Raw genomic sequence first — 22,701 nt, forward strand, 5'->3', positions numbered from 1 at the left:
CCTTGCGCGGGTTGCGGTCAGGACAGGCAGAGCAGTATGCGGATTTTCGCCTTGATCTCCGCCATCTCGGCTGCCGTGGCCGCGCCCTTGCGTTCGGCTTCCCGCGATTGCCAATCCAGGCTCTTGACCTGATCGGCCAAGGCCGCCCCTGTGGCGGCTGAGCCACTGAGCACCACTTCGAAGGGATAACCCTTGACCTGATTGGTGACTGGCACGCATACCAAGAGCCCCGCCTTGCTGTTGTATGCCTTCGTGCTTAAAACCACGGCAGGCCTTCTGCCCGCTTGTTCGTGGCCGCTTTGCGGCGTGAAGCTCATCCAGACGATATCCCCTGCATCCGGGACGTAGCGACTCGGCATCAGATCAGCTCCCGGCCTTGCGGTGCGCCAAAGTCGACCGCGGAATGGCGGTTTTCAGGGGTGATCCCGGCCAGCAGATCATCGAGCGAATAGCTCGGTTCTACCGGTTCAATGATGACCCGGCCATTTTGCGCCCTGATCTCGACGAGCTGATTCAAGGACAAGTGCGCCGATTCCATGACGGCAGCGGGAATGCGCACCGCAGGGCTGTTGCCCCATTTCTTGAGCAGCTGAACGGCCATGATTCTAGTCTCCTGTAGAAACAAAAGTTGATACAGGTGATAGTATAGTCACCTAGACCAATTGTTTCAACAATCGTATCGACACATCTTGTCGTGAGGCGAGGTTTTGCTGGGGAAGCACAAAGCAAAACGGGCATCCGAAGATGCCCGTCAGCTTGGTTGATACGTGGTCCGGATGCTGCGCAACGGAATCCGGGATGCCGGGGCATTCCCTTGCCCCGGATTTCACTCCGTTCCATCCGGGCTACGCTCGCTGCGTCCTCCGCGGTAAAATGCTTTTTTATGGGTTAATCAGGGTACTTCCCCTATTGTTCCGTTGGTTATTGCGCCAGCCTTACGCGGGTTGGTGCAGCAAACATAAAAAAAGCCCCTTCTTTACAGGGGCTTTTTTTGGGGGGGGCACGCGGAATTCCAAACGGCGGAAGACGCTACGTTTTTCCGCCTTACGTGGTCTGAATGCCCCTCTTCATCAAGCAACAGTCGATCGGCCAGTGTCAGAATGCCAGACACACGGTGTAAGCAGTGCCGTCCACCGGTTCCGCAGTGAGCGCTGTTGTCGGAGCTGCATCAGTTGCCGCGACCAAGGAGCCTTTAAGCGCGGAACCGTCATCAATCATAATGTCCAGTTGCCGCACCAGCTTGCCGTCAATACCGCTAGAACAAACATAGTGGCTCCCGCCGATCACGCCCCCAGAACCGGCCGTGTACCCGCTGAGTGGCGAAGTGCTGCTGATGCCCATTGTTCCGCCGGCGGCGTTGGTTCCCAAGGTGCCGGCAGTCGAATTGCCAGTGGCTAAGCCAGCCAAGCGGATGTGCTGCCAGAACAACGCCGATTCGTTCGTGGCAGTCGTCGAATTCCAGACGCCTTCGATTCTTCCGTTGCCAACTGTTCCCCCGGTCGTAGCATTTGTGGCCCCGGTTACATGAGTTGCCGCTGTTATGTCATCGCCCGGTAGAGCCCTGAATTTGTCTTGATAGGCATAGAATGCTGTTTCAATCCCCTTCAGGTCATTGCCCAGGTTCTTGACCTTGGCGCTTTCTATCATCGCCTGACCCTTCAGCACGCCGCCGAGCAGCAAACCGATAATCACCAGCACAATGGCGATTTCCACCAAGGTAAAACCGGATTGAGTTTTTTTCATTTTGACCTCTTCTTTAATTTGGATAGGGAGAATACTTATTCATGACTAAGGTAATTATTTAATTGTAAACAGTTTAGCCCTATTTTATTCGGCTTGCAAACGTCTCTGGCCTATTTCGCAGACCGTCCAGTTTGCCCGCGGATAACGCGGCTACAGGTGCACGTCTTCAAAAATGCCATCCAGCGAGAAAAGCGGTTTATTCGGCAAAAAAGAGGGCTCCCAAACTCAGGATGGCTCCCGTTATGATCAGCCCCATGCCGGCAAACGCGCTTTTGATCGCCAGGGCGGGTTCGGTGTCCGGATCGATGCCGAGGAAAAAATAGCCGGCCAGGATCAGCGCGATACCGGCAAGGCCGACGATCTTCCTGAAGGGGATGAAGTCGGTCAGTTTTGCCATGGGCATCGATCAGGGCAGCTGGTTGGCCGCGACCATGCGGTTGAACAGGATGGGGCGTGAAACCCAAATGGTGATGTCGTCGAAGGCAGAGCTCGGTGTATCGCTTTGATAGATAGCGTCGAAGGTGGCGTTTTGCCCGTCTGCGGTTTTGTTCGGGCCAGTAGAATAGATGATCGCCACCGGGCGTTCGGTCGTGGTGGTCAGGGTGGCTCCCGCGCTGTTTCGGACAGCCAGGCTGTCGGCGAAACCTGTGGTCAGCGTGAAGGTGACGGCAAAATTCCGATCAACCCGGTAGCGCCAGTAGCCGAGCCAGGGGGCGGCGGTAGTGGTGCGCGGTATGCCCCAGGCATCCAGTTCAGCTACGCCCAGTGTCTTCCAGGGAAGATAGCCCTCGGCGACGGGGGCTGCGGAGCAGGAGGCATCCTCTGCGCCGTAATCGGTGGCGGCTGGATCGGTTTGGGTGGAAGGGCAGGGCAGCCGCTTGTTGGCGACCGCAAACCCGATCAGCGCCTGATTGATCTCGTCCATGGTCTTTTGGGTTTCGCTGATCCGGCGCTGTTCCATCTGCGCGGAAAGCGGCATCAACATGCCGCCGAGCAACAGACCGACGATGACCAGCACGATGGCCATTTCGACCAGGGTGAAACCGAAGGTGTGATTGCGGTACGTTTTCATAAAATATCATCTCGTATTCAACATGAAACATCCAGCGCTATGCCCGTTGGTTGTTGCGTGGGCTAAGGCGATGTCCAGGATGTGCAAGTGTCTGCTCCCGTGGCGCCGTCCCCGGTGACGGCGCAGGTTCCAGCAGCGCAGGCCACGACCTGATTAATATAATATCCATTGTTAGTCCCTGCGGTAAAAATAACCTGGTTAAAGGTGGGATTGCCTGCCGGGACGATGTTGTTGAAGATGCTGGTATTCGAGGAGGAGCAGCCATCGATGGTGGCCGTGCCGACGGTGGCCCCATCATTTTTGAAAGTGATGGAACCACTATCATTATTTTTCAGCATACCCACTAAAACCGCAAGTGATTGCTGACCGCTGGTGAAGGTAAAGCTCATCTGTTCACCGTTGCCGAGATTGAGAGACTTTGCGCCGGACCCGCTATCTATGCCGATTCCCGTATTCGAAACGTAAATGGTTGGGGTGCTGCCGGATGTGGATGTGACGGCGATAATGGTGCCATCGGACAAGGTGACACTGCTTTGGCCCGTGTCGCCGGTCCAGCCAGCGGGTTGGTTCACTCCTGGAGGAACGATGCCCGTATAGATGCCACCGCCACCGGTGCTACCAGCGCCGATGCACGCAATCAGGTCTTGAGCCGTGCCGGTTTTGCTGAATGTACTGATGCCGCTGAAACTGGTGCCGCCGGGGAAAGAGGTTGCGTTGGCGCCTTCCAGGTACATGGCGGCATCATTCTTTTCGTTGGATGTGGCGCGTGTCTGGGCGACCAGCGGGGCGACCGTTCTGGTCGTGCGTTCGCCGCCAAAGAGTAGCACCGCATTGCAGACGTTGGCGGTCAACACGCCGTTGACGGCGATTTTGGTGGGGGTGGCCAGTTTGGTATAGAGCAGGTTGTCGTGCCAGTTGGCCAGGAATTTTTGTTGTCTTGCTGTCAACTTGTTCCAGCAGTTGGTCGGGTCGGCCGTCTTGCACTTGTCATAGACGTCGTCCGAACCCTTTGTGCCGGAGGTCAGCGTTGGCAAGCTCGCGGGGGTCAGGCTGTTAAGGTAGGCGGCGAGGGTGATGCTGCTGCCAGGGGAAATGGGCGTGTTGCTGAGCAGGTCGTTGATATCGGCGGCAAAATCGCTGCGCCGTTTGATGCGATCGAAGATTTCGGTGGGGGTGATCCAGAGCAGGCGGTCATTAATCGTGGTGTTGCCATATGCCCCGGCAGTCAGCATGACGGGGGGCGGGGTTGGGATTGTGAAGGCGTTGCCGCCATCCAGATAAGCGGCGACGCTGTTAGTGGTGTCTCCGCTGCATTCCTGGCCGCTACTGGGGGGGCGGTTTTGCGCGCTCAGTGGCGGGCCGGGGGAGAAGATCACCGCAACGGGGCGGCTGTGGGCCGTTGCTCCCGATACGGTTGAGCCGCCCGCATCCTGAATCGCGAACTGTCCCAAGGTGTCCCAGTTCATAAAATCAGTCAGGTTGCCGCCCGCCACTGCCTTGAAGGTTCCGGAAACGGCATACCACAGGCATTCACCGTGGCTGTCGCGCAGCGGCGGCAGACCCAGAGTCTTCCATGGCAGGCGTCCTGCCACCGGGATGTCCTTGCCGGCACATTGCGTAGGAGTTTGATTGGCTTCGGCTTCGCCATCGTTGTCGAAGTCCGGGCAAGGCAGGTAGCCGAATACATCATCCGGATGACCTTTATCCCGGTAAGTGATCGCATATCCGATCAATGCATCCTTGGCCTTGGCCAACGCATCCGCCGTGATTTTATCCCGCTCGATCTGGGGGTTGCTCTTCAGGGCGCTGACCAGCAAGGCTGTGGCCAAGCCGAGAATAATCAGCATCAGCATCAGCGCTGAGCCTTTGGCCTTGGGGCAAGGAAATGGCAGATCGTTTCGCATGGCGGCTATTTTATTGCGCTATTCGGGTCGTCAGGCACGGCGGTGAATTGGTAGCCCTCGCGAATCTCTCCGGTGCCGGGCGTCAGGGTTTGGCCGGCCTTTAGAGGGCGCAGCCGGGTGGAACCGGGTAGCTTGACGGTGATTTCTCCGGGGGCGCCCTTTTTTTTCGTGGCCGTAATCTGTTCGCTTTCGTGTTGCGGGGCGCCGTTGATCCAGACCGTGCTTGTGCCTCTGCTGCTTGTGACCAGGCCGTTCACCGTAATCGGGCCGCTGGCCGCGCGTACTCCGGGGGCGACGATGTTGTGGCGCAAGGCGTCGAGCGCGGTGCGCTCCTGGGGGGCGAAGAAGAACCGCCCCACCAGTTCGGCGCGGGGTGCGCTCGCTGCCAGGAGCAAGCCGGCAGCCATGACGGCCTGCCACCTTGTTGTGCGTTTTATTTTCAAAATAGGGATCATGTTTCGCCTCCCATTATCGGCCGGGTGGGTTGAACGCGGCACCCGGTGCGGGGGTACTCACCGTCAGCCAGTCCAGGGAGCATTCCGCCGCAAGATTTGGGGCGAGCTGGAGGGGCTTGCCCTTCTCCTGCGGGTTGCGGGTGATGTCGCAATGGTCGAGGGCAAACAGCCCCGCTTTGCGGGCGCGCAGCTCGTTCAGCAGGGTGAAGAGGTCGTTTTCGTGAAGCAGGGGAAATTTGATGTTCATCCGGCTGGCGGAGATTGTCAGGGTGTTCGTGGAGGGAAGGCCGGTAAACGTATAAGGCCGCCGCGAGGCGATGTCGTATTCCATGGGGAAAAATTTGCGTTGCTCCCGGACGCGGCCCAAGGCGTCAATCCAGTCCAGCCGCCTTTCTTCGCCGATCTGTCTGGTGTCGAGCAGGGCTTGGTATGGGGCGAGGTAGCGGCGGATGATTTCCTGTTCGGCGGCCGTGCGTGCGTGGTTCTGGCGCGCGGTGTCGAGCCGTTGTTGCGCTTGTGCGTGGCGCTCCTGCTGGCGGCCCTCGAATAGGGTACCGCCGAAGTGCAGGCTGAGGCCGGTCACGATGCTCAGCGCCAGCAGGATCAGCGCTAACCGCATCATGAGCAGATTTTCCCGGGTCATCTCCGAAAGGTTGAGGCGGCTCATGATCCGGTCGCCCGATAAATCAGCTTGAGCGAAAAATTGGCGGCAGGCGGCTGCGCGTCTTCGTTCAGGCTGCCCTTGAGCTGGGCCTGGGGACCGGTCTCGATGGGCAGGGCCAGCGGGATCGCTTGCAGGCCGGGGGTGGCCTTCAGGATTGCCGTCAGTCGCTCGACAGCGGCCAGCGCATCGCGGTAATTGGTGAAGGGAGCGATTTCACCTTCCAGCAGGGCGATTTCGAGTTTTTCGCCGCGCTCTCTCGGCACTGATTCGTTGGTTGCGGGCGGGGGCGCGGCTGACTTGGCACCGATGTCCTGATCGGGATTGGCGGTCAACACCCATTTGAAGCGCTGCAGGCGCACCTGGGGCAATTCGTTCAGGGCGCGGCTGATGGCGGCCATCAGGGTTTCGGGAGTGCGCGGGCGGGCGGTGAGGGTTTCCGCCAGTTCCACGGTTCCCTTGAGGATATCGGGCGCCGCCGGCAGCAAGGGGAAGGCACTTTGCATGGTATGCGCTTCCGCCCCCAGGCGCTCCGCCTGGCTGAGGGTTTGATCGGTCTGCACGGCGAGGTTCAGGCCGTCGGCGATATGGTGCCAGGCGGAAAGGATGCCGAAGGCGACCAGAACGATACCGCTGGATTTCATCGCCAGCGCGGCGCGGTTCAGCCGCCAGTAGCGGGATTCCCGTGCGCCGGCGTAGTGGTTGCCAACGCTGTGGCGGGACAGGAATTGCAGATACAGGGATTTGACGTCGGTGGCGGCGCTCGAATCGAGCCCCAGGGCGGCGGCGGTATGCCGCAGTTCCCGGGGCAAGAACTGGTGCGTCGGCGTACTGTTGCAGCCGTTGAGAAGGCTGTCGCACTCGTTGTCGTTGAAAAGCAGGTGGATTTCCAGCAGCTGATCCCGCGGCAGCAAGCGCTGGTTATTCAGGTATTGCTGAATCTTGGCGCTTTCCTCGTTGACCGCATCGATCAGCTCGACCGGGCCGCTCCCGGCAATGGAAACCAGGCGGCTGAGCTTGAGATATCCGTTCTGGAAGTAGCTCTGGCGCAACCCCCCGTCGCCCTGGCGGGTGATGAGCAGCAGGTGGGGGGCTTTGCCCAGGCCGAGTTTGCGGTTGATCGCCTGGCTGAGCAGCGGTACCGAATAGAGTCCCGCGAGCGCTATCCTGCATTCCAGGACGGCGTCGATCCAGGGCTTGATCGCCGCGCTGTTGGTCAGGGCGGAGAGCAGGAGGCGGTCGTCCCGGCGTCCTTCCGTGTCCCGCTCCTGCAGCGCGGTGTGCCGGTAGGCCTCATTGCGGAAGACTTGCCCCAGTTTGCGGTTGATCAGGGCGGTGCGGGACCGGCCCAGTATGTGGGGGATGGTTTCGAGGCGGAAATCCTCCTCGATGATGTCCACCAGGAAGTGGAGGGGCAGTTTGGCGTGCTTTTCCAGGTGCGCCGCGAATTCGGCGATGCCCTCCGCGTCGGCATTGAAAACGTGTCTTGCGGACAGGGCGCCATGACGCCAGGTGTAAACCTCGGTATGTTTGGCGGTGTGGTAGGCGAGCAGCTTGCTAAACATAAGCCTGTCCTGAGCGCAGTCGAAGGGCCTGTGCAAATACGGGTAGCTGTGCCACACCTGAGCGCGGGCATGGAGGGTCGTAGGGGTTTTGCGGGCTGCGTATGGCGTTCATCAGGTTTTCAATTTGCTGATGGTATCGTATATCGGGCCGAGCACGGATAGCATGATCCAGCCTAATATCAGTCCGAGGACGACGGTCATGACAGGTTCGATCAGGGCTTGCACCCTTTCGATCGATTCCTTGACTTCACGGTCATAAAAATAGCTGACGTTGCGCAACGCCTTGTCCAGTTCGCCGGTGGCTTCGCCGACCTTGAGCATGCGCAATACCAGGGGCGGGAACATGCCGGTATTCTGAAAGCCGGCGGTGACGCTCTGCCCTTCCGAAATAAGCTTCCCGGCGCGCTGCAAGGCATCTTCGACCACCCTGTTGGACGCGATCTTTTCGGACAGCAGGATGCTGTCGAGAATGGTGATGCCTGAAGCATACATCAGGGCGAAAAAGGTGGCGAAACGGGCAAGAATGATTTTGTGAAGAATGGGACCGACCATCCATACCTTCAGCTTGAGGCCGTCCGCCCTGTAGCGGGCTTCCGGGCTGTTTTTCAACAGGATGGTCAGGCCCATCCACGCCAGCGGAGGAAAGGCGAGGATCAAATACCAGTAGTTGATGAAGATGTTCGAAATGAAAATCAGCGCCTTGGTGTGAAAGGGCAGTTCCTGCCCCATGTTCTTGATGAATCCGGTGAGCTGCGGCACCAGGAAGATCATCAGGAAGAAGGTGACGCCGAGTACGATGGTGCCGACGAAGGCCGGGTACATCAGCAGTTTCTTGGTTTGTGCGGCGAGTTCGTCCTGCCACTTCAGGGTCTCAGTCAGGCTGCGGAATATTTCGGCGAGCTTGCCGCTTTGCTCGCCGGCTGCGATCAGGCTGGTAAAGGTTTGGTCGAAGGTGTCGGGATGCCGCATCATCGCCTGCGACATCTGCAAGCCGCCCTCGATGTTTTCGATCAGGTCGGCGACGATTTCGCGGAAGCGCGGATGCTCGATGCTGTCGCGCAGGTCGGCCAGCCCTTCCAGCAACGGCACGCCGGCGCCGCTGAGCTGCTCCATGTAGAAACAGAAATTGATCAGGTCCTGGCGCTTGACCGGGAGTTTGCGGAAAGCGAAGGTCCTTTGCGCTGCCGGCTTGCCGTCGATCAGGTCCAGCTCCAGGCGCTTCAGGCGCAATTCCAGATCTGAAATGTTTGCGGCGTCCATGTCGCCGCGAACCATCCTGCCGTCGGCGTCCATGGCCTGATAAACAAACAGGCTCATGGTCTGATCCTATCAGTGTTGACCATCGCGCGCGAAACTTCTGATCTTGGCGGTCAGGTCCACTACGCGCGAAACTTCGTCGAGTGAGGTGGATCCATCCAGTACGCGGCGGGCGCCATCGTCGGCCAGTGTGCGGAAGCCTTTGGACATCGCCATGGCTTTTATTTCAAGGGTGGGGGCGCGGCGCGCGATCAGCTCATCCAGGTCCGCATCCATCTTGAGTAGTTCCATGATCGCGATGCGCCCCTTGTAGCCTTGGAAGTCGCAGTGCTCGCAGCCGGTGGCGCGGTAGATCGTGATGCCGGGGGCTTCATTGTCAAGCCCAAGAAGCCGGCCTTCCAGCGGGTCTGGCTGGAAAGGCTGCTTGCAGTGGGGGCAGAGCTTGCGCAACAAGCGCTGGGCGACTACGCCGATGATGTTGCCGGACAGGATGTCGGGCCGGATGCCGATGTCCAGCAGCCGCGGGATGACGCCGACCGCCGAATTGGTGTGCAGGGTGGAATAGACCTGGTGGCCGGTCATGGCAGCACTGAAGGCCATTTCCGCTGTTTCAGTGTCACGGATTTCGCCCACCAGAATGATATCCGGATCCTGCCGCATCATCGAGCGGATGCCGTTGGCGAAGTCCATTTTAGCCGCCTCGTTGACCGAGGTCTGGCGGATCATGTTCATCGGGTATTCGACCGGGTCTTCCAGCGTCATGATGTTGACGCTTTCGGTGTTGATGTGATTCAGGATGGAATACAGCGTGGTGGTCTTGCCGCTGCCGGTCGGGCCGGTCACCAGGATGATTCCATCCGGCCTGGCCAGCATGAGCTTGAGCAGGGTCAGTTCGGCATCCGTCAGGCCGAGACCGTCCAGTGATACGATGCTTTTTTGCCGGTCGAGGATGCGCAGCACGATGTTCTCGCCATGCGCGGTGGGCTGGGCTGAAACACGAAAATCGATCGCGCGTCCCGAAAAAGTGATGGAAATGCGCCCATCCTGAGGGCCGCGAGTCTCGGCGATGTTCATGTTGCTCATCACTTTCAGACGCACGACCATGGCGGCCCAGTAGGTCTTGTGCAGGCTGCGGATTTGCCGCAGCACGCCGTCGATGCGATAGCGGATGCGCAAAAAGAACTGCTCCGGCTCGAAGTGAATGTCGGAGGCGCCATGCTGCACTGCATCGGCCAGCAAGGAATTGACCAGGCGCACCAGAGGCTGGCTGTATTCGCCGGAAACGGTTTGCAGGCTCTGGTAATCGATTTCCCCGGTTTCGATTTCGTGCAGGATGCCGTCGATCGAAAGCTCGAAGCCATAAAATTGGTCGATCACCCGGATGATTTCGGAATCGCCCGCCAGCACCGGCTCGACGGCGATATCCATGCCCAGCATGGCGCGCACCTGATCCAGCGCGACGAGGTTGTGGGTGTCGGACATCGCCAGCATCAGTGTGTTGCGCTGCCGGTCGAATTCCAGCGGGAAGACGCAGTAGCGCTTGGCGATATCCTTCGGGATCAGCTTGAGCGCGGCGGCATCCACTACCATATGGGACAAATCCGCGCTCTGCTGGTTCAGGTTTTCGCTTAGCGCTTCGCGCACCGTGGCCTCGGTGACGAAGCCGAGATGGATGAGCTGCTTGCCCAGCGGGACGCTGGTGCGTTTCTGCTCGAGCAGGGCGATGCGCAACTGGTCGTCGCTGATGACGCCCTTCTCGACCAGCAATTTGCCTAGGGGGAGTTTGGGTTGTTCGGCCATGGTTTTTAATTGCCCGCCGGCTGCAGGAGTTCTTTAACGCGGTTCTGGGCCGCAGCTTTGTCGAAATTCGCCGGGCCGGACTGGGACAGGGCGAGCTGGTAGTACTCCAGCGCCAGCTTGCCCTGGTTCAGCTGGTCGAGGCTGATGGCCAGGTTGTAAAGATAGTCCGGGTTGTGGGGCGATTTTTGGTAGGCATGGAAAAACGCTTGCTGCGCTTCCGCCCATCGTGACTGGCCTGCATACAGGTTGCCCAGGGCGAAATGCAGAAAATGGGCGTCCGGCTGTTGGGCGAGGAGGGTTTTGACCCGGCTTTCGCTTTGCACCGGGTCGGCCTGGCCGGCTGCGAGGGCGAGCATGCCGGCCTGGGCCGCCGCATCGCGCGGGTCCAGTTCCTGGAGGCGCAGGTAGGTTTTGACTGCTTCGTCGCTGCGCCCGCGTTTTGCCGCGATGGCGGCCATGCCTAGCAGGGCATCGCGGTTGTTGCCGTCCTGCCGCAGGATGCTGGCGTATTCCTGCTGCGCAAGGCCATCATTGCCGGCCATGAAGGCTGAATAGCCGCGGGCCAGAGCGGGGGCGACCTGATCTTTGGGGGTGCTGCGGCGAATGGTGATGGTGGATTCCTTCGAGGCCTGTTCCACCAAGGGTGCGGCGGGCGGCGGTGGCGTTTGCCGCTCGTCAGCCGGACTCATGTTGCTCGCCATGGTTTCGGTGGCGGTCAGCATGGGAGGCGGCGCGGATAGTGGTGCCGGGAGCAGGCTTGGCGCGACTGTCGCCACCGCTGCTGTCATGGGCGGGGGCGCGATGGGGGCCGGATGTAGCCCGCCTCGGTCCAGCGCCGACGATAATTGTGGATACTGCCAGTACAGATAGGCGCCGCCGGCGAGCAGGAAAATTGCCGCTGCGCTGACGGCGGCCGGCAGCAGTCGGTTGCGGTCGGGCGTCTTGTTGGTAACGGCGAGGACATTGGCGGCGTGTTGCTGGCGCTGGGCGGTCGTGGTTTCCTGCGCGAGCGGCTGCTTGATCGCGGAAGGCGTGCCGTGTAGCCTGTTTTGTGATGGAGGCGCTGTTCGCGGAAGCGAGGATTTGGCTGGCGCAGGCTCTTCCCACCGTGCGGGGGCCTGGGGCGGGGGCATTGCGCTTTGCGGCTCGGTTGCCGCGATCGGTGGAATGGCTGTTGCCGTGGCGGGAGCGGGTTCGGGAGGGAGCGCTTCCAGCGAGAGGGCGGGTGCTGCCGCGAATGCCATGGCTGCCGGCGCGCTGTCGCCGGGCGTCGGTTCCTCCCATTTAAGGGATGGGAAAGGGCCTTCGTCCTGAAGCCGTTCCGGGGTGGGCGGCCAATCCGGCTCAACAGCCAAGCCGGCGCTGCTTACTTCTGGTACGGATTCATCCGGGGCGACTTTGAATTTTTCCCGCTCCGCCCGTTTCAGGGCTTCCATCAGCAGGCTCATGGCCTTGCACCGCCTTGCGCGGTTTGCGATGAAGGCGCTTCACTAAAGAAATCTGCACCCGGAACCGATACCCCCGCATTGCGGTAGTCCCCGTTCATGCTCGCGTCTTTGACGACGACCGGGCGCAGGAAAATCACCAGCTCGGTCTTGGTCGTGGTTTCGTTGCGGTAACTGAAGATGTCGCCGATCAAGGGTAGCCTGGAGAGGCCGGGAACCGCGTCCTTCAGGTTGTCGACCGAATCCTGCATCAGGCCGCCCATCACTGCAATTTGCCCACTGCTGACCTTGAGCATGGATTCCATTTCCCGTGTCTGGATTTCGGGGATGCGGCTGATGACCGGTGTGGCGGCGTTGGCGAGATCCGGGTTGGGGTCGTTGACGTAGCCGATGATGCGCGAAACGGTCGGCCGGATGTTGAGCGTGATCTCGTCGGTGTCCGCGATTTGCGGCGTGACGCTCATGACGAAACCGATCGGCACGGTGTGCACTTCCGAGGAGAAGGTGGTGATGGGGGGCACGCCGGCGACGGTGGACGGAGTGGTCTGCGCGGTGATGGTGAAGTACACGCGGTTGTCCACCACCTTGAGCAGCGCCGTCTGATTGTTGAGCACGCTGATTTTCGGGCTGGACAGCACCCTGACCTTGCCGAACGATTCCAGCAACTGGATGGTGGCGGCGATATTGCCGAGTACCGAGTTCGGGTTGGCGTAACCGAGCGTGAAAATTCCGGGCGATGCACCGGGATTCACGCCCGATGGCAGGATGCCGATCCGGCCTTGCCTGAGATTGAATCCGGTGCTGTCATTGCGCAGGCTAGACCAGTCGATGCCCTGCTGGTACTGGTTCGACAGCTGGACTTCGGCGACTGTGGCCTCGATCAGTACCTGGCGCTTGGCGTTGGCGAGAATCTGATCGATAAATTCCTGCACCTTCTCGTGCTGGCGCGAGGTGGCGCGTACCGCAATAATGCTGTTTTCCGGGTTGGCGATGACCGAGGCAGCTTCACGGAAGGTGGAGCGGCGTGTGACGGTGGAGCTGTCGGTGGCGAGCAAGGCCGGATTGGGACTGTTGGCGATGGTGCTGATAGCGTAGCTTGATTTGCGGCTGGGGGTGGCTGCGACGCCGGTGCCGGTTGTGGATTGCATTCCAGCCTGTTCCACCGTGGTTTCACTGCTGCCGTCGGGCAGTAGCTTGTCCGTTTCGTGCAGGATGTCCTTGAGGTTCTGCACCAGCGTCTGCCAGAAGTGGTTTTTCGAGGTATTGGTCAGGCTGGTGGTGGAATTGCTGTTTGCCGACCCGCCTGTCGTCGCGGCACCGCCACCACCGGTAGTGACCGAGCCCCTGCCCGCGGAAGCGATCTGGGTGGCGATGCTGACGTTGCTGGTCGTTTCCCGCGACATGTTGAGGTAATCCACCTTGTATTGCTTGAGATAGGGGGCGTCGCGCAGTACCGTCAGGTTGGGGCCTTCGATTTCATAGCGCATATCCACCTGTTTGGCGATGCGGGTGAGCAGCTGCGGTAGCGACTGGTCGATGGCATTAAGGGTGATGTTGCCTTCGATGCCGGGATGAACGTCGACGTTCAATTTGGCATCCCGCGCCAGGGCGAACAGCAGCTCGCGCACGGGCACGTCATTGACGACCACGCTATAGGTTTCGGTCTTGGCGGCGGGCCTGGGGGGAGGGAGCAGCACGGTTTGCCTGACCGGTTGAGGGATGTTGCCAGCCGGGCGGGGTTTATCCTGGATATGGCCGGCAGAGGGCGCAACCGGCTGCGTGCCGCAAGCAGTGACAAGCAGGCAGCCGACAAGGATCAATAAGTAATTAGGCATTATTAAAATAATGTAACACTATTTATATTTAAAACCAATTGATTGGTTGCATTATTTAAATCAATTGGTGAAGTTTTTAGTTGTCATGCCTCTGTCCCGTGATTTCAGCTTTTACGCCCCTCACGGTTCGTATGATCGGGCGGCTGATTTTCATTTCCCTGGGAAGGCGGGCCAACGAAGCAAGCGCTTCGTCACGTGTTGTAAAATTGCCGAATAAAACGCCAAATCCGTTTTTCCCCGTTAAGGAGGAGGGGTAGACGTAAAGTTGTTGAAGTTCCAGAGCGTTTCTTTGAAAAAAGCGCTCCAGTCGTGAGATGGCTTCCGCATCGGAATCGGCGACCATGAGTTGAATGCTGAAATGCGCTTCATCTTCTTTTTTGTCCAGCCATGCCCGCGTTGCATCCAATCGTTGCTGCAGCAGGCTTGGCATCGGGGTGGAAGCGGCTGGGGAAGGTGTGCCCTGTAGTGTTGTTGTTTGTGGCGCGGTAGGCGCTTGCGAGGGTTTTTCTTGTGCAGAGGGGGGTGGCGCCTCGTCGGTAGCCGGGGCCGAGGAAGCCGGCGCGGGCTCTTCCTGAATGACCGGCTGTGCGGCAGGTAAAGCGGCGGTTGCAACAGGGGGTTGAGGCACAAGCTTGGCGATGGGAACCGGAGTTGGAGCGGTGGCGGTGATGAGGGAGGAGAGATTCGAAATATCTTGCCAGCCGACTCCAAGCGCTATCCCCAGTCCGAACAGCATAACGGAAAACCCGATTCTTTTCAGGGAGGGGCTTGCAGATGCGGCGCCTGAGAACTCGGTATCCTTGATTGCGGCCTTGACGTGTTTGGGCCTGATATTGTGGGTGTTCAGGGAAAATGCCGCGAGCAGAGCCTTGTCCGCGAGAACGTTAATGCGCCGTGTGATGCCTTGGGAGGCATTGGCGATCAGCTTGACCGCGCCCGTACCGAAGAGGTCCGGCCCACGATAGCCGGCGGCGCACATGCGGAACATCAGGTATTCGGGGATTTCTTTTCCGGCGAGCGGCGGCACCGTGAAGCTGTGCGTGATCCGCTCTTTCAGCTGGCGCATTCGCGGCAAGCCGAGGTTTTCGTCCAGCTCGGGCTGGCCGAACAGCACGATTTGCAGCAGTTTGTGGTGCGAGGTTTCCAGGTTGGAAAGCAAACGGATTTCTTCCAGGGTGTCAAGCGGCATGGCCTGGGCTTCCTCGACCAGAAGCACGACCTGCTTGCCGGCGGCGTGTTTTTCGATCAGGTAGTCCTGTATCAGGTGGAGGGTTTCGCTGGCACGTTTTCCCTTGGTGGAGAGGCTCAGTTCGCTGGCGATGACGTGAAAGACGTCGTCCCGGTTCAGGCTGGGATTGGCCAGGTAGATCGCTTCCACATTGTCCGGCAGCATGCTCTCCAGCATTCGGCACAGCATGGTTTTGCCGCTGCCGATCTCGCCGGTGACTTTGACGATGCCTTCGCCGTGGATGATGGCGTAGAGTAGCGCGTCCAGAATGGCGCCACGGTTGCCGCCGGTATAGAAAAATTCGGTGTTCGGCGTGATCTTGAAGGGCGGCTGGTTTAGGCCGAAATGGTCGAGATACATTGCTTTAGATTGAGCCGGATAGGGTATTAAGTGATTGTGCCACAAACCATTCCTGCGGAATAGGTGAAATCCTTAGCCCGTCGAAGGGCCGTTGGTTGCATGGCGAGGCGGGGATGATGATGGCTGATATAATCCCAGCCGATGGAAAAATCGACAAATCACCAATTTTATATTGGCAGCGCTGGCTGGGAGCACCCGCAGTGGGAGGGGTGCTTCTACCCGGACGGGATGCCGCCGGAATGGCGTCTGACCTTTTACAACACCGCCTTCCCCTGTGTTTATCTGGCTTATGAAGAATGGTCGGGCCGCGACCTGCAAACCCTGAGTGCCTGGGTGGAGGATACCCTGGAGCGGTTCCGCTTCGTGCTTGAATCCAATCCGGCCGGATTGTCGGATGGCGACAAGGCCAGGCTGGAGGTGCTGGCGCCGCGTATCGATCCAGTCGACGGACAAGTGGTCTGGCTGGAAGGCAAGCCGGATCTGAAGCGCTTGGCGGGTGAGCTGAACAGGCTTGCCGGACGCACGGGGCCTGTCTATCTGATCAGTCGCGATCACGATCTGGATGCGATGAATCAGGTGAAGATCCTGTTGGAAATCATGGGGGGTTGATTGTTGCCTGAGTCAAGCTGGTTTAGAATGCGTGCTTCGCATAAAAGAACAAATTCTCGTGCCTGCCGAAAATCTGGTTGAAATCAGCGATCTGAACTTCACTTACGGCAAACGTCCGATCTTGAAGGGGATTAATATGAAGATCCCCCGGGGTAAGCTCGTCGCTATTATGGGGCTATCCGGCTGCGGCAAGACCACCACGCTGCGCCTGATCGGCGGAGCGCTCAAGCCCACTACCGGCAGTGTCAAGGTTGCGGGAAAAGAAGTGGGCGGGCTGGATACGGAAGACCTGTACAAAATGCGCCGCAAGATGGGCATGTTGTTCCAGTTCGGGGCGCTGTTTACGGATCTTTCCGTTTACGAGAACGTGGCCTTCCAGATGCGCGAGCATACCGATTTGCCTGAAACCGTGATCCGCGATCTGGTGATGATGAAACTTCATGCCGTGGGCCTGCTCGGTGCGCACAAGCTGATGCCATCCGAGCTGTCCGGGGGCATGGCGCGGCGCGTGGCGCTGGCACGGGCGATTGCCCTTGATCCGATGCTGATGATGTACGATGAGCCGTTTGCCGGTCTCGACCCGATTTCGCTGTCGGTGATCGGCAACCTGATCCGGCATCTGAATGATGCCCTTGGAGCGACCTCGATCGTGGTGACCCACGATATCCAGGAATCCCTGAAGATTGTGGACTATGTGTATTTCATGGCGGATGGTGTAGTTGTCGCCGAGGGCTCCGCTGAGGACATCAAGGCGAGCAAGCTGCCGTTCGTGCACCAGTTCGTGTGGGGAGAGATTGATGGGCCGGTATCTTTTCATTATCCCAGTCCGCCTTACCGGAAGGATTTGCTGTTGGAGGCTCGGAGTTCTTATGCCGCATAGAAAAGTCGGTTTTGGTTTGCATAGCATCGGGGCTGCGGTGGTCAATGGCGTGTGGCGCCTGGGGTTCGCCAGCCGTTTCTTCCTGATGACTTTGATCAGCTCCGGCGCGAGCTTCCGCCGCATCCACCTGACCATCCGCGAAATCTATTTCAGTGGCGTGATGTCGCTGATCATTATCCTGGTTTCCGGCCTGTTCGTCGGCATGGTGCTGGGGCTGCAGGGCTACGAAACCCTGCAGAAATATGGTTCCGAGTCGGCGCTGGGCTCGCTGGTGGCGCTGTCGCTGGTGCGCGAGCTGGGGCCGGTGCTGGCCGCCTTGCTGTTCGCCAGTCGCGCCGGTTCAGCCATTACCGCCGAGATCGGTCTGATGAAAGCGACCGAGCAGATTGCCGCGATGGAGATGATGGCGGTCGACCCCATCTCACGCGTGGTGGCGCCGCGCTTCTGGGCCGGAGTGATCTCCATGCCGTTGCTGGCCGCGATGTTTTCCGCCGTCGGCGTGTTCGGCGGCTACCTGGTCGGGGTGGTGCTGATCGGGGTGGACGAGGGATCGTTCTGGTCGCAGATGCAGGCGGCGGTTGATTTCAGGCAAGACATCGTGAACGGTGTGATCAAGAGCATGGTGTTCGGTATCGCGGTGACCGCGATTGCGCTGTTCGAGGGCTATGATGCCCCGCCAACCGCGGAGGGTGTATCGCACGCCACTACCCGTACCGTGGTGACGTCGGCGCTGGCGGTGTTGGGCCTGGATTTTATTTTAACGGTATTCATGTTTCGGGGAGTGTAGGTTTATGGAACGGACGACACTGGATATGTGGGTGGGCGCTTTCGTGGTGGGCGGACTCATCGCGCTGCTGATTCTGGCTTTCAAGGTGGGGAACCTTGGCGGCTATGATGGATCCGAAACCTATCAGGTGTACGGCGAATTCGACAATATCGGCGGACTCAAAATCAAGGCTCCGGTGAAAAGCTCCGGTGTGGTAGTCGGCCGGGTGTCGGGCATCCAGTTTGACAATAAAACCTTCCGGGCTCGTGTGGAAATTCGCCTCACTAAAAACTATCAGTTTCCCAAGGATACCAGCGCAGCTATCCTGACTTCCGGTCTGTTGGGCGAGCAGTACATCGGCCTGGAAGCCGGGGGGGACGAGGAAAACCTGAAAAACGGCGATAAATTCAAGCTGACCCAGTCGGCGTTGGTGTTGGAGCAGTTGATCGGTCAGGCCCTTTTCAGCAAAGCGGCTGATGAGGGTGGCGATAAAAAGACAGCCCAAGGCGGCAACAAAAAAGCCGTAGTACAATAATTGTTTTGGAGCGCATTATGAAAAAATCGTTTTGCCATGCCCTGTTCCTTGTGACGGCATTCTTTTGTGCGACGGCAGTCGCGGTCGCAGCGGAAATGGCGCCGGACGCACTGGTCAAGGAAACCTCCCAGGATGTCCTGGAGATCGTCAAGAAGGATAGGGATATCCAGGCCGGGAACAAGCAAAAGATCTACGCCCTGGTTGATGCCAAGGTGCTGCCCCATTTCGATTTCAAACGCATGACCCAGCTCGCCGTGGGAAAATCCTGGCGTCAGGCCACACCGGCACAGCAGGATGAGTTGGTGAAGGAGTTTCGGACCTTGCTGGTGCGTACTTATTCCACTTCGCTGAGCGCTTACAAAAAACAGACCATAGACTACAAGCCGCTGAGGATGGAGCCTGGCGACACTGATGTAACGGTGAGGACCGTGGTCAACCAGCCCGGTGGTCAGCCTATTCCTATCGACTATGGCTTGCAGAAAACTGCTGACGGCTGGAAGGTCTACGATGTCGTGGTGGACAACATCAGTCTGGTTACCAATTATCGTGGCTCATTTTCCAACGAGATCCGCAAGTCCGGCATCGACGGCCTGATCAAGGTTCTGGTCGACAAGAACCGCGCGGCCGAGCAGGCTGGCGCTAAAGGCTGAATCGGATCTAGCGTGGACATGATCGTACAGGACGGCGACAATTTCAGGATTCAGGGCCGGATCACCATCGACAACGCCCATACAGTATTGACGGAGGGCTTGAAGCTGTTCGTCCGTGATGGCCTGGTGGTGGATATGTCTCAACTGGAGGAAGTGGACTCCTCTGCAGTCAGCCTGGTGCTGGAGTGGTTGCGCGAGGCTCAGCGCAATCGACGCAAGCTCCGCTTTACCCACCTTCCCGATAATCTGAAGAGCCTGGCGACCCTGTACAGCGTACTCGATTTGATCCAGCCGGCTGAAGCTGATTAACCCCCAAAACATTTCTAGCCACGGATGTTCACGGATAAACACGGATTGAGGCGGAACTTCGATGATTATCCGTGTTAATCCGTGGCTAGCGCTTTTTTCAGCCAAACTTTGCCTTCAGTGACCCCCGCGATTGAAATTCGCGAAGTGCACAAGCGCTTCGGCAGCCTGCATGCCTTGCGCGGCGTGGATCTGACGGTGGAGCAGGGCGAGTTTTTCGCCCTGCTCGGCCCCAACGGTGCTGGGAAAACCACACTGATCAACATTCTGGCCGGACTTTCCCGGGCTACGCAAGGCTGCAGCAGGGTGATGGGCCACGACGTGGTGGCCGATTACCGCAATGCACGGCGCGCACTTGGCGTGGTGCCGCAGGAGCTGGTCTACGACGCCTTTTTTACCGTGCGTGAAATGCTGCGCTTCCAGTCCGGCTATTTCGGCCTGCGCAAGAACGACGCCTGGATCGATGAAATACTCCACAACCTGGGCCTGACGGACAAGGCCGACACCTACACCCGCTTACTGTCTGGCGGCATGAAACGGCGCGTGCTGGTGGCTCAGGCGCTGGTGCACAAGCCGCCGGTGATCGTGCTCGACGAACCGACGGCCGGGGTGGACGTGGAGCTGCGCCAGAATTTGTGGGAGTTTATCCGGCGCCTGAACCGCGACGGCCACACCATCGTGCTCACCACCCACTACCTGGAAGAGGCGGAAACCCTGTGTAGCCGTATCGCCATGCTGAAACAGGGGCAGGTCATCGCGCTCGATACCACGCATAACCTGCTCAACGCCCATGCGGCAACCCAGGTTCGAATGAGGCTCAATCCCAACCGGCTGCCCGACGTGTTGCGCCCGCTGCTCGTCGCCGAGGAGGCCGGTTGCTTTCGTCTGGTGCTGAATGACTACAGCGGGCTGGAAAAAGTGCTGGCAACCCTGCGCGAGTCAAATGTGGCGGTGGAGGAGCTAGAAGTATTCAAGCCAGACCTGGAAGATGTGTTTTTGCAGATCATGGGCAGGGTTGACAAGGAAGTGGCGAGATGACCGGCCTGTGGACGCTGTTTTACAAGGAGCTGCTGCGTTTCTGGAAGGTCGGTCTACAGACTATTTTGTCGCCGCTGGTGACGACGCTGCTCTACCTGCTGATTTTTTCCCATGTGCTGGAATCTCATGTGCAGGTTTATCCGGGTGTCGGCTACACTGCCTTCCTGCTTCCGGGGCTGGTGATGATGTCCATGCTGCAGAATGCTTTCGCCAACAGTTCATCCAGTCTGATCCAGTCGAAAATGTCGGGCAACGTCGTGTTCCTATTGCTGCCGCCGCTGGCTTACTGGGAGTTTTTTGCCGCCTACGTGGCAGCTGCCGTCGTGCGCGGTCTGGTGGTTGGCCTCGGAGTGGGGCTGGCCGGGTTGTGGTTTACGCCGGTGGCGCTGGCCCATCCCCTGTGGATGATGGCATTCGCGCTGGCGGGTTGCGCCATGCTGGGGGCGGTGGGCATCATTACGGCGCTGTGGGCGAGCGGTTACGATCAGATGGCGGCGGTGCAAAATTTCATCATCATGCCGCTGACTTTCCTGTCCGGGGTGTTCTACTCGATCCACTCCCTGCCGCCTTTCTGGCAGGCGCTGTCGCATTACAACCCGTTTTTCTATCTGATCGACGGGTTCCGCTATGGCTTCTTCGGCGTATCGGATGTTTCTCCGGAGTTGGGGTTATTGATTGTCGGTACCTGCTTTTTGGCATTATCATTGGCGACTTTGGCTCTGCTTAAGAGCGGTTATAAATTACGGAATTGACATGCCCACACCTGAAAACGTTAAAACATACATTGAACAAGGCCTGGAGTGTACCCATATAGAGGTACAAGGCGATGGCCGCCATTTCGAGGCGGTGATCGTCAGTCCAGCTTTTGAGGGCAAGGGGATGGTGCAGCAGCACCAGCTTGTCTATCGGGCGCTGGGCGACAGGATGCATGAAGAAGTTCATGCTTTATCGATGAAGACCTTCACCCCTGAACAGTGGGCGAAGCAAATTTGATATTTATTGGAGTGGATATGGATCAGAACGCATTGAACAAAATCAAGCAAACCGTCACCGAGAACCCGATCGTGCTTTACATGAAAGGCACCCCGCAATTCCCGCAGTGTGGTTTTTCCGGGCTGGCTGCCCAGGTTCTGAAGGCATGCGGCGTGACCGATTATGTTGCGGTCAATGTGCTGGCAGACGCGGAAGTCTATGAAAACCTGAAGTATTACGCCAATTGGCCGACTTTTCCCCAGCTCTATATCAAAGGGGAGCTGATCGGCGGATCCGACATCATGAAAGACCTCTACGAGAAGGGCGAGATGCAGAAGCTGGTGGAAAGCGCAAAGGCCTAATTCATGGACAAGCTGGTCATTCAGGGCGGTATTCCCCTGTCCGGGGAAATCCGTATTTCCGGAGCTAAAAACGCGGCCCTGCCGATTCTCTGTGCCGCATTGCTGACGGAAGAGCCGCTCCACATCGGCAACGTGCCTCATTTGCGCGATGTTACGACCATGCTCGAACTGCTCAACCAGATGGGGGCGGAAGTATCGGTCAACGACCGCATGGGGGTGGAGATCGCCGCGCGCAAGCTGCACAACCTGGTGGCTCCCTACGAATTGGTTAAAACCATGCGCGCCTCGATCCTGGTGCTGGGTCCGATGCTGGCCCGCTGCGGGCAGGCGCGGGTATCCCTGCCGGGCGGCTGTGCCATCGGATCTCGTCCGGTGGATTTGCACATCAAGGGCCTGCAGGCGATGGGCGCGGAAATCGAGATCGAGCACGGCTACATCCTGGCGCGCGCGGAGCGTCTCAAGGGCGCGCGGATTTTCATGGATACCGTCACCGTCACCGGCACGGAAAACCTGATGATGGCGGCGACTCTGGCTGACGGCGCGACGGTGCTGGAAAATGCCGCGCGTGAGCCGGAGGTGGTGGATCTGGCGAACTGCCTGATCGCCATGGGCGCAAAAATCGAGGGTGCCGGCAGCGACGTGATCACCGTGCATGGCGTTGACCGTTTGCATGGTGCTGACTACCGGGTTATGCCCGACCGGATTGAAGCCGGGACTTTTCTGGTGGCGGCAGCTGCCACCGGCGGCAAGGTGCTGCTCAAGGATGTGCGTCCCGACATCCTCGATGCCGTGCTGGAAAAACTGCGCGAGGCAGGCGCCCATATCGAGTGCGGCGCGGATACCATCAGTCTGGAAATGGCCGGACCGCTTAAATCTGTGAACGTACGCACCGCCCCCTATCCGGCTTTCCCCACCGACATGCAGGCGCAGTTCATGGCGCTGAATGCAGTGGCGAATGGCGCGGCCACCGTCACCGAAACCATCTTTGAAAACCGTTTCATGCACGTGCAGGAATTGCAGCGCCTGGGTGCGAACATCGAAACCGAGGGCAATACCGCCGTGGTGCGCGGCGTGCCCGCTTTAAGCGGCGCCACGGTGATGGCGACCGACCTGCGCGCCTCGGCGAGCCTGGTCGTGGCCGGCCTGATCGCCCAAGGCGAAACCAGCGTCGAGCGGATTTACCACATCGACCGCGGCTACGAGTGCATCGAGGAGAAGCTGTCGCAGCTCGGGGCGCGGATCAAGCGGGTGCACTGAG

Annotated in this window: 25 protein-coding genes; 11 read left to right on the forward strand and 14 right to left on the reverse strand. The window is 59.1% G+C overall.

What is annotated here, in order from left to right; genetic code table 11:
* Window positions 1-17 precede the first annotated feature (17 nt).
* The 14 genes from mazF to VMV64_RS06720 all read right to left on the reverse strand — a co-directional run bounded on the left by mazF (window position 18) and on the right by VMV64_RS06720 (window position 15,325).
* Window positions 18-359 (reverse strand): endoribonuclease MazF, encoded by a 342-nt coding sequence (mazF, locus tag VMV64_RS06655; RefSeq protein ID WP_325329179.1) that lies wholly within the window; start codon window positions 357-359, stop codon window positions 18-20.
* Complete coding sequence (locus VMV64_RS06660) at window positions 359-601, reverse strand: AbrB/MazE/SpoVT family DNA-binding domain-containing protein (RefSeq protein WP_325329180.1); 243 nt, start codon at window positions 599-601, stop codon at window positions 359-361. Before VMV64_RS06660 ends, mazF begins: the two co-directional genes overlap by 1 nt.
* Window positions 602-1,095: 494 nt before the next feature.
* Window positions 1,096-1,743: a prepilin-type N-terminal cleavage/methylation domain-containing protein gene (locus tag VMV64_RS06665; RefSeq protein WP_325329181.1), complete on the reverse strand. Its 648-nt coding sequence runs from the start codon at window positions 1,741-1,743 to the stop codon at window positions 1,096-1,098.
* Between the two features lie 196 nt (window positions 1,744-1,939).
* On the reverse strand, window positions 1,940-2,140 hold the full coding sequence (locus tag VMV64_RS06670) for a hypothetical protein (protein WP_325329182.1): 201 nt from the start codon (window positions 2,138-2,140) through the stop codon (window positions 1,940-1,942).
* A gap of 9 nt (window positions 2,141-2,149) precedes the next feature.
* The gene (locus VMV64_RS06675; RefSeq protein ID WP_325329183.1) at window positions 2,150-2,815 is read right to left on the reverse strand and encodes a type II secretion system protein; all 666 of its coding nucleotides are present in this window, start codon (window positions 2,813-2,815) and stop codon (window positions 2,150-2,152) included.
* 62 nt (window positions 2,816-2,877) lie between these two features.
* The gene (locus VMV64_RS06680; protein WP_325329184.1) at window positions 2,878-4,668 is read right to left on the reverse strand and encodes a hypothetical protein; all 1,791 of its coding nucleotides are present in this window, start codon (window positions 4,666-4,668) and stop codon (window positions 2,878-2,880) included.
* Window positions 4,669-4,724: 56 nt separating this feature from the next.
* The gene (locus VMV64_RS06685) at window positions 4,725-5,126 is read right to left on the reverse strand and encodes a hypothetical protein (RefSeq protein WP_325329185.1); all 402 of its coding nucleotides are present in this window, start codon (window positions 5,124-5,126) and stop codon (window positions 4,725-4,727) included.
* Between the two features lie 61 nt (window positions 5,127-5,187).
* On the reverse strand, window positions 5,188-5,841 hold the full coding sequence (locus tag VMV64_RS06690) for a hypothetical protein (protein ID WP_325329186.1): 654 nt from the start codon (window positions 5,839-5,841) through the stop codon (window positions 5,188-5,190).
* Window positions 5,838-7,400 (reverse strand): hypothetical protein, encoded by a 1,563-nt coding sequence (locus tag VMV64_RS06695; RefSeq protein ID WP_325329187.1) that lies wholly within the window; start codon window positions 7,398-7,400, stop codon window positions 5,838-5,840. The genes VMV64_RS06690 and VMV64_RS06695 overlap by 4 nt, the downstream gene beginning before the upstream one ends.
* 111 nt (window positions 7,401-7,511) lie before the next feature.
* Window positions 7,512-8,717, reverse strand: coding sequence for a type II secretion system F family protein (locus VMV64_RS06700; RefSeq protein WP_325329188.1), 1,206 nt, complete (start codon window positions 8,715-8,717; stop codon window positions 7,512-7,514).
* Window positions 8,718-8,729: 12 nt separating this feature from the next.
* The gene (locus VMV64_RS06705) at window positions 8,730-10,457 is read right to left on the reverse strand and encodes a GspE/PulE family protein (protein WP_325329189.1); all 1,728 of its coding nucleotides are present in this window, start codon (window positions 10,455-10,457) and stop codon (window positions 8,730-8,732) included.
* 5 nt (window positions 10,458-10,462) lie between these two features.
* Window positions 10,463-11,905, reverse strand: coding sequence for a tetratricopeptide repeat protein (locus VMV64_RS06710; RefSeq protein WP_325329190.1), 1,443 nt, complete (start codon window positions 11,903-11,905; stop codon window positions 10,463-10,465).
* A complete protein-coding gene (locus VMV64_RS06715; RefSeq protein ID WP_325329191.1) occupies window positions 11,902-13,737 on the reverse strand; it encodes a secretin N-terminal domain-containing protein in 1,836 nt (611 codons plus the stop codon). The genes VMV64_RS06710 and VMV64_RS06715 overlap by 4 nt, the downstream gene beginning before the upstream one ends.
* 76 nt (window positions 13,738-13,813) lie before the next feature.
* A complete protein-coding gene (locus VMV64_RS06720) occupies window positions 13,814-15,325 on the reverse strand; it encodes an AAA family ATPase (RefSeq protein ID WP_325329192.1) in 1,512 nt (503 codons plus the stop codon).
* Window positions 15,326-15,466: 141 nt separating this feature from the next.
* On the opposite strand from VMV64_RS06720, the gene VMV64_RS06725 reads away from it, so the two are divergent.
* From VMV64_RS06725 to murA, 11 genes are all read left to right on the forward strand, one after another.
* Window positions 15,467-15,934 (forward strand): hypothetical protein, encoded by a 468-nt coding sequence (locus VMV64_RS06725; protein ID WP_325329193.1) that lies wholly within the window; start codon window positions 15,467-15,469, stop codon window positions 15,932-15,934.
* A gap of 58 nt (window positions 15,935-15,992) precedes the next feature.
* Window positions 15,993-16,814 carry an ABC transporter ATP-binding protein gene (locus tag VMV64_RS06730; protein WP_325329194.1) on the forward strand — a complete coding sequence of 274 codons (822 nt, stop codon included), beginning with the start codon at window positions 15,993-15,995 and terminating at the stop codon, window positions 16,812-16,814.
* Window positions 16,804-17,601 carry a lipid asymmetry maintenance ABC transporter permease subunit MlaE gene (mlaE, locus tag VMV64_RS06735; RefSeq protein WP_325329195.1) on the forward strand — a complete coding sequence of 266 codons (798 nt, stop codon included), beginning with the start codon at window positions 16,804-16,806 and terminating at the stop codon, window positions 17,599-17,601. The genes VMV64_RS06730 and mlaE overlap by 11 nt, the downstream gene beginning before the upstream one ends.
* A gap of 4 nt (window positions 17,602-17,605) precedes the next feature.
* Window positions 17,606-18,115, forward strand: coding sequence for an outer membrane lipid asymmetry maintenance protein MlaD (mlaD, locus tag VMV64_RS06740; protein WP_325329196.1), 510 nt, complete (start codon window positions 17,606-17,608; stop codon window positions 18,113-18,115).
* Window positions 18,116-18,132: 17 nt separating this feature from the next.
* A complete protein-coding gene (locus tag VMV64_RS06745) occupies window positions 18,133-18,765 on the forward strand; it encodes an ABC transporter substrate-binding protein (protein WP_325329197.1) in 633 nt (210 codons plus the stop codon).
* 18 nt (window positions 18,766-18,783) lie between these two features.
* On the forward strand, window positions 18,784-19,074 hold the full coding sequence (locus VMV64_RS06750) for an STAS domain-containing protein (protein WP_325329223.1): 291 nt from the start codon (window positions 18,784-18,786) through the stop codon (window positions 19,072-19,074).
* A 117-nt stretch (window positions 19,075-19,191) separates the two neighbouring features.
* On the forward strand, window positions 19,192-20,109 hold the full coding sequence (locus tag VMV64_RS06755) for an ABC transporter ATP-binding protein (protein WP_325329198.1): 918 nt from the start codon (window positions 19,192-19,194) through the stop codon (window positions 20,107-20,109).
* Window positions 20,106-20,861: an ABC transporter permease gene (locus VMV64_RS06760; RefSeq protein WP_325329199.1), complete on the forward strand. Its 756-nt coding sequence runs from the start codon at window positions 20,106-20,108 to the stop codon at window positions 20,859-20,861. Before VMV64_RS06755 ends, VMV64_RS06760 begins: the two co-directional genes overlap by 4 nt.
* A 1-nt stretch (window position 20,862) precedes the next feature.
* Window positions 20,863-21,102, forward strand: coding sequence for a BolA family protein (locus VMV64_RS06765; RefSeq protein WP_325329200.1), 240 nt, complete (start codon window positions 20,863-20,865; stop codon window positions 21,100-21,102).
* A gap of 17 nt (window positions 21,103-21,119) precedes the next feature.
* Window positions 21,120-21,443: a Grx4 family monothiol glutaredoxin gene (gene grxD / locus VMV64_RS06770; RefSeq protein WP_325329201.1), complete on the forward strand. Its 324-nt coding sequence runs from the start codon at window positions 21,120-21,122 to the stop codon at window positions 21,441-21,443.
* Window positions 21,444-21,446: 3 nt separating this feature from the next.
* A complete protein-coding gene (murA, locus tag VMV64_RS06775; RefSeq protein ID WP_325329202.1) occupies window positions 21,447-22,700 on the forward strand; it encodes a UDP-N-acetylglucosamine 1-carboxyvinyltransferase in 1,254 nt (417 codons plus the stop codon).
* Window position 22,701 lies beyond the last annotated feature (1 nt).

The organism is Sulfuricella sp. (genome assembly GCF_035531155.1).
GTDB lineage: Bacteria > Pseudomonadota > Gammaproteobacteria > Burkholderiales > Sulfuricellaceae > Sulfuricella.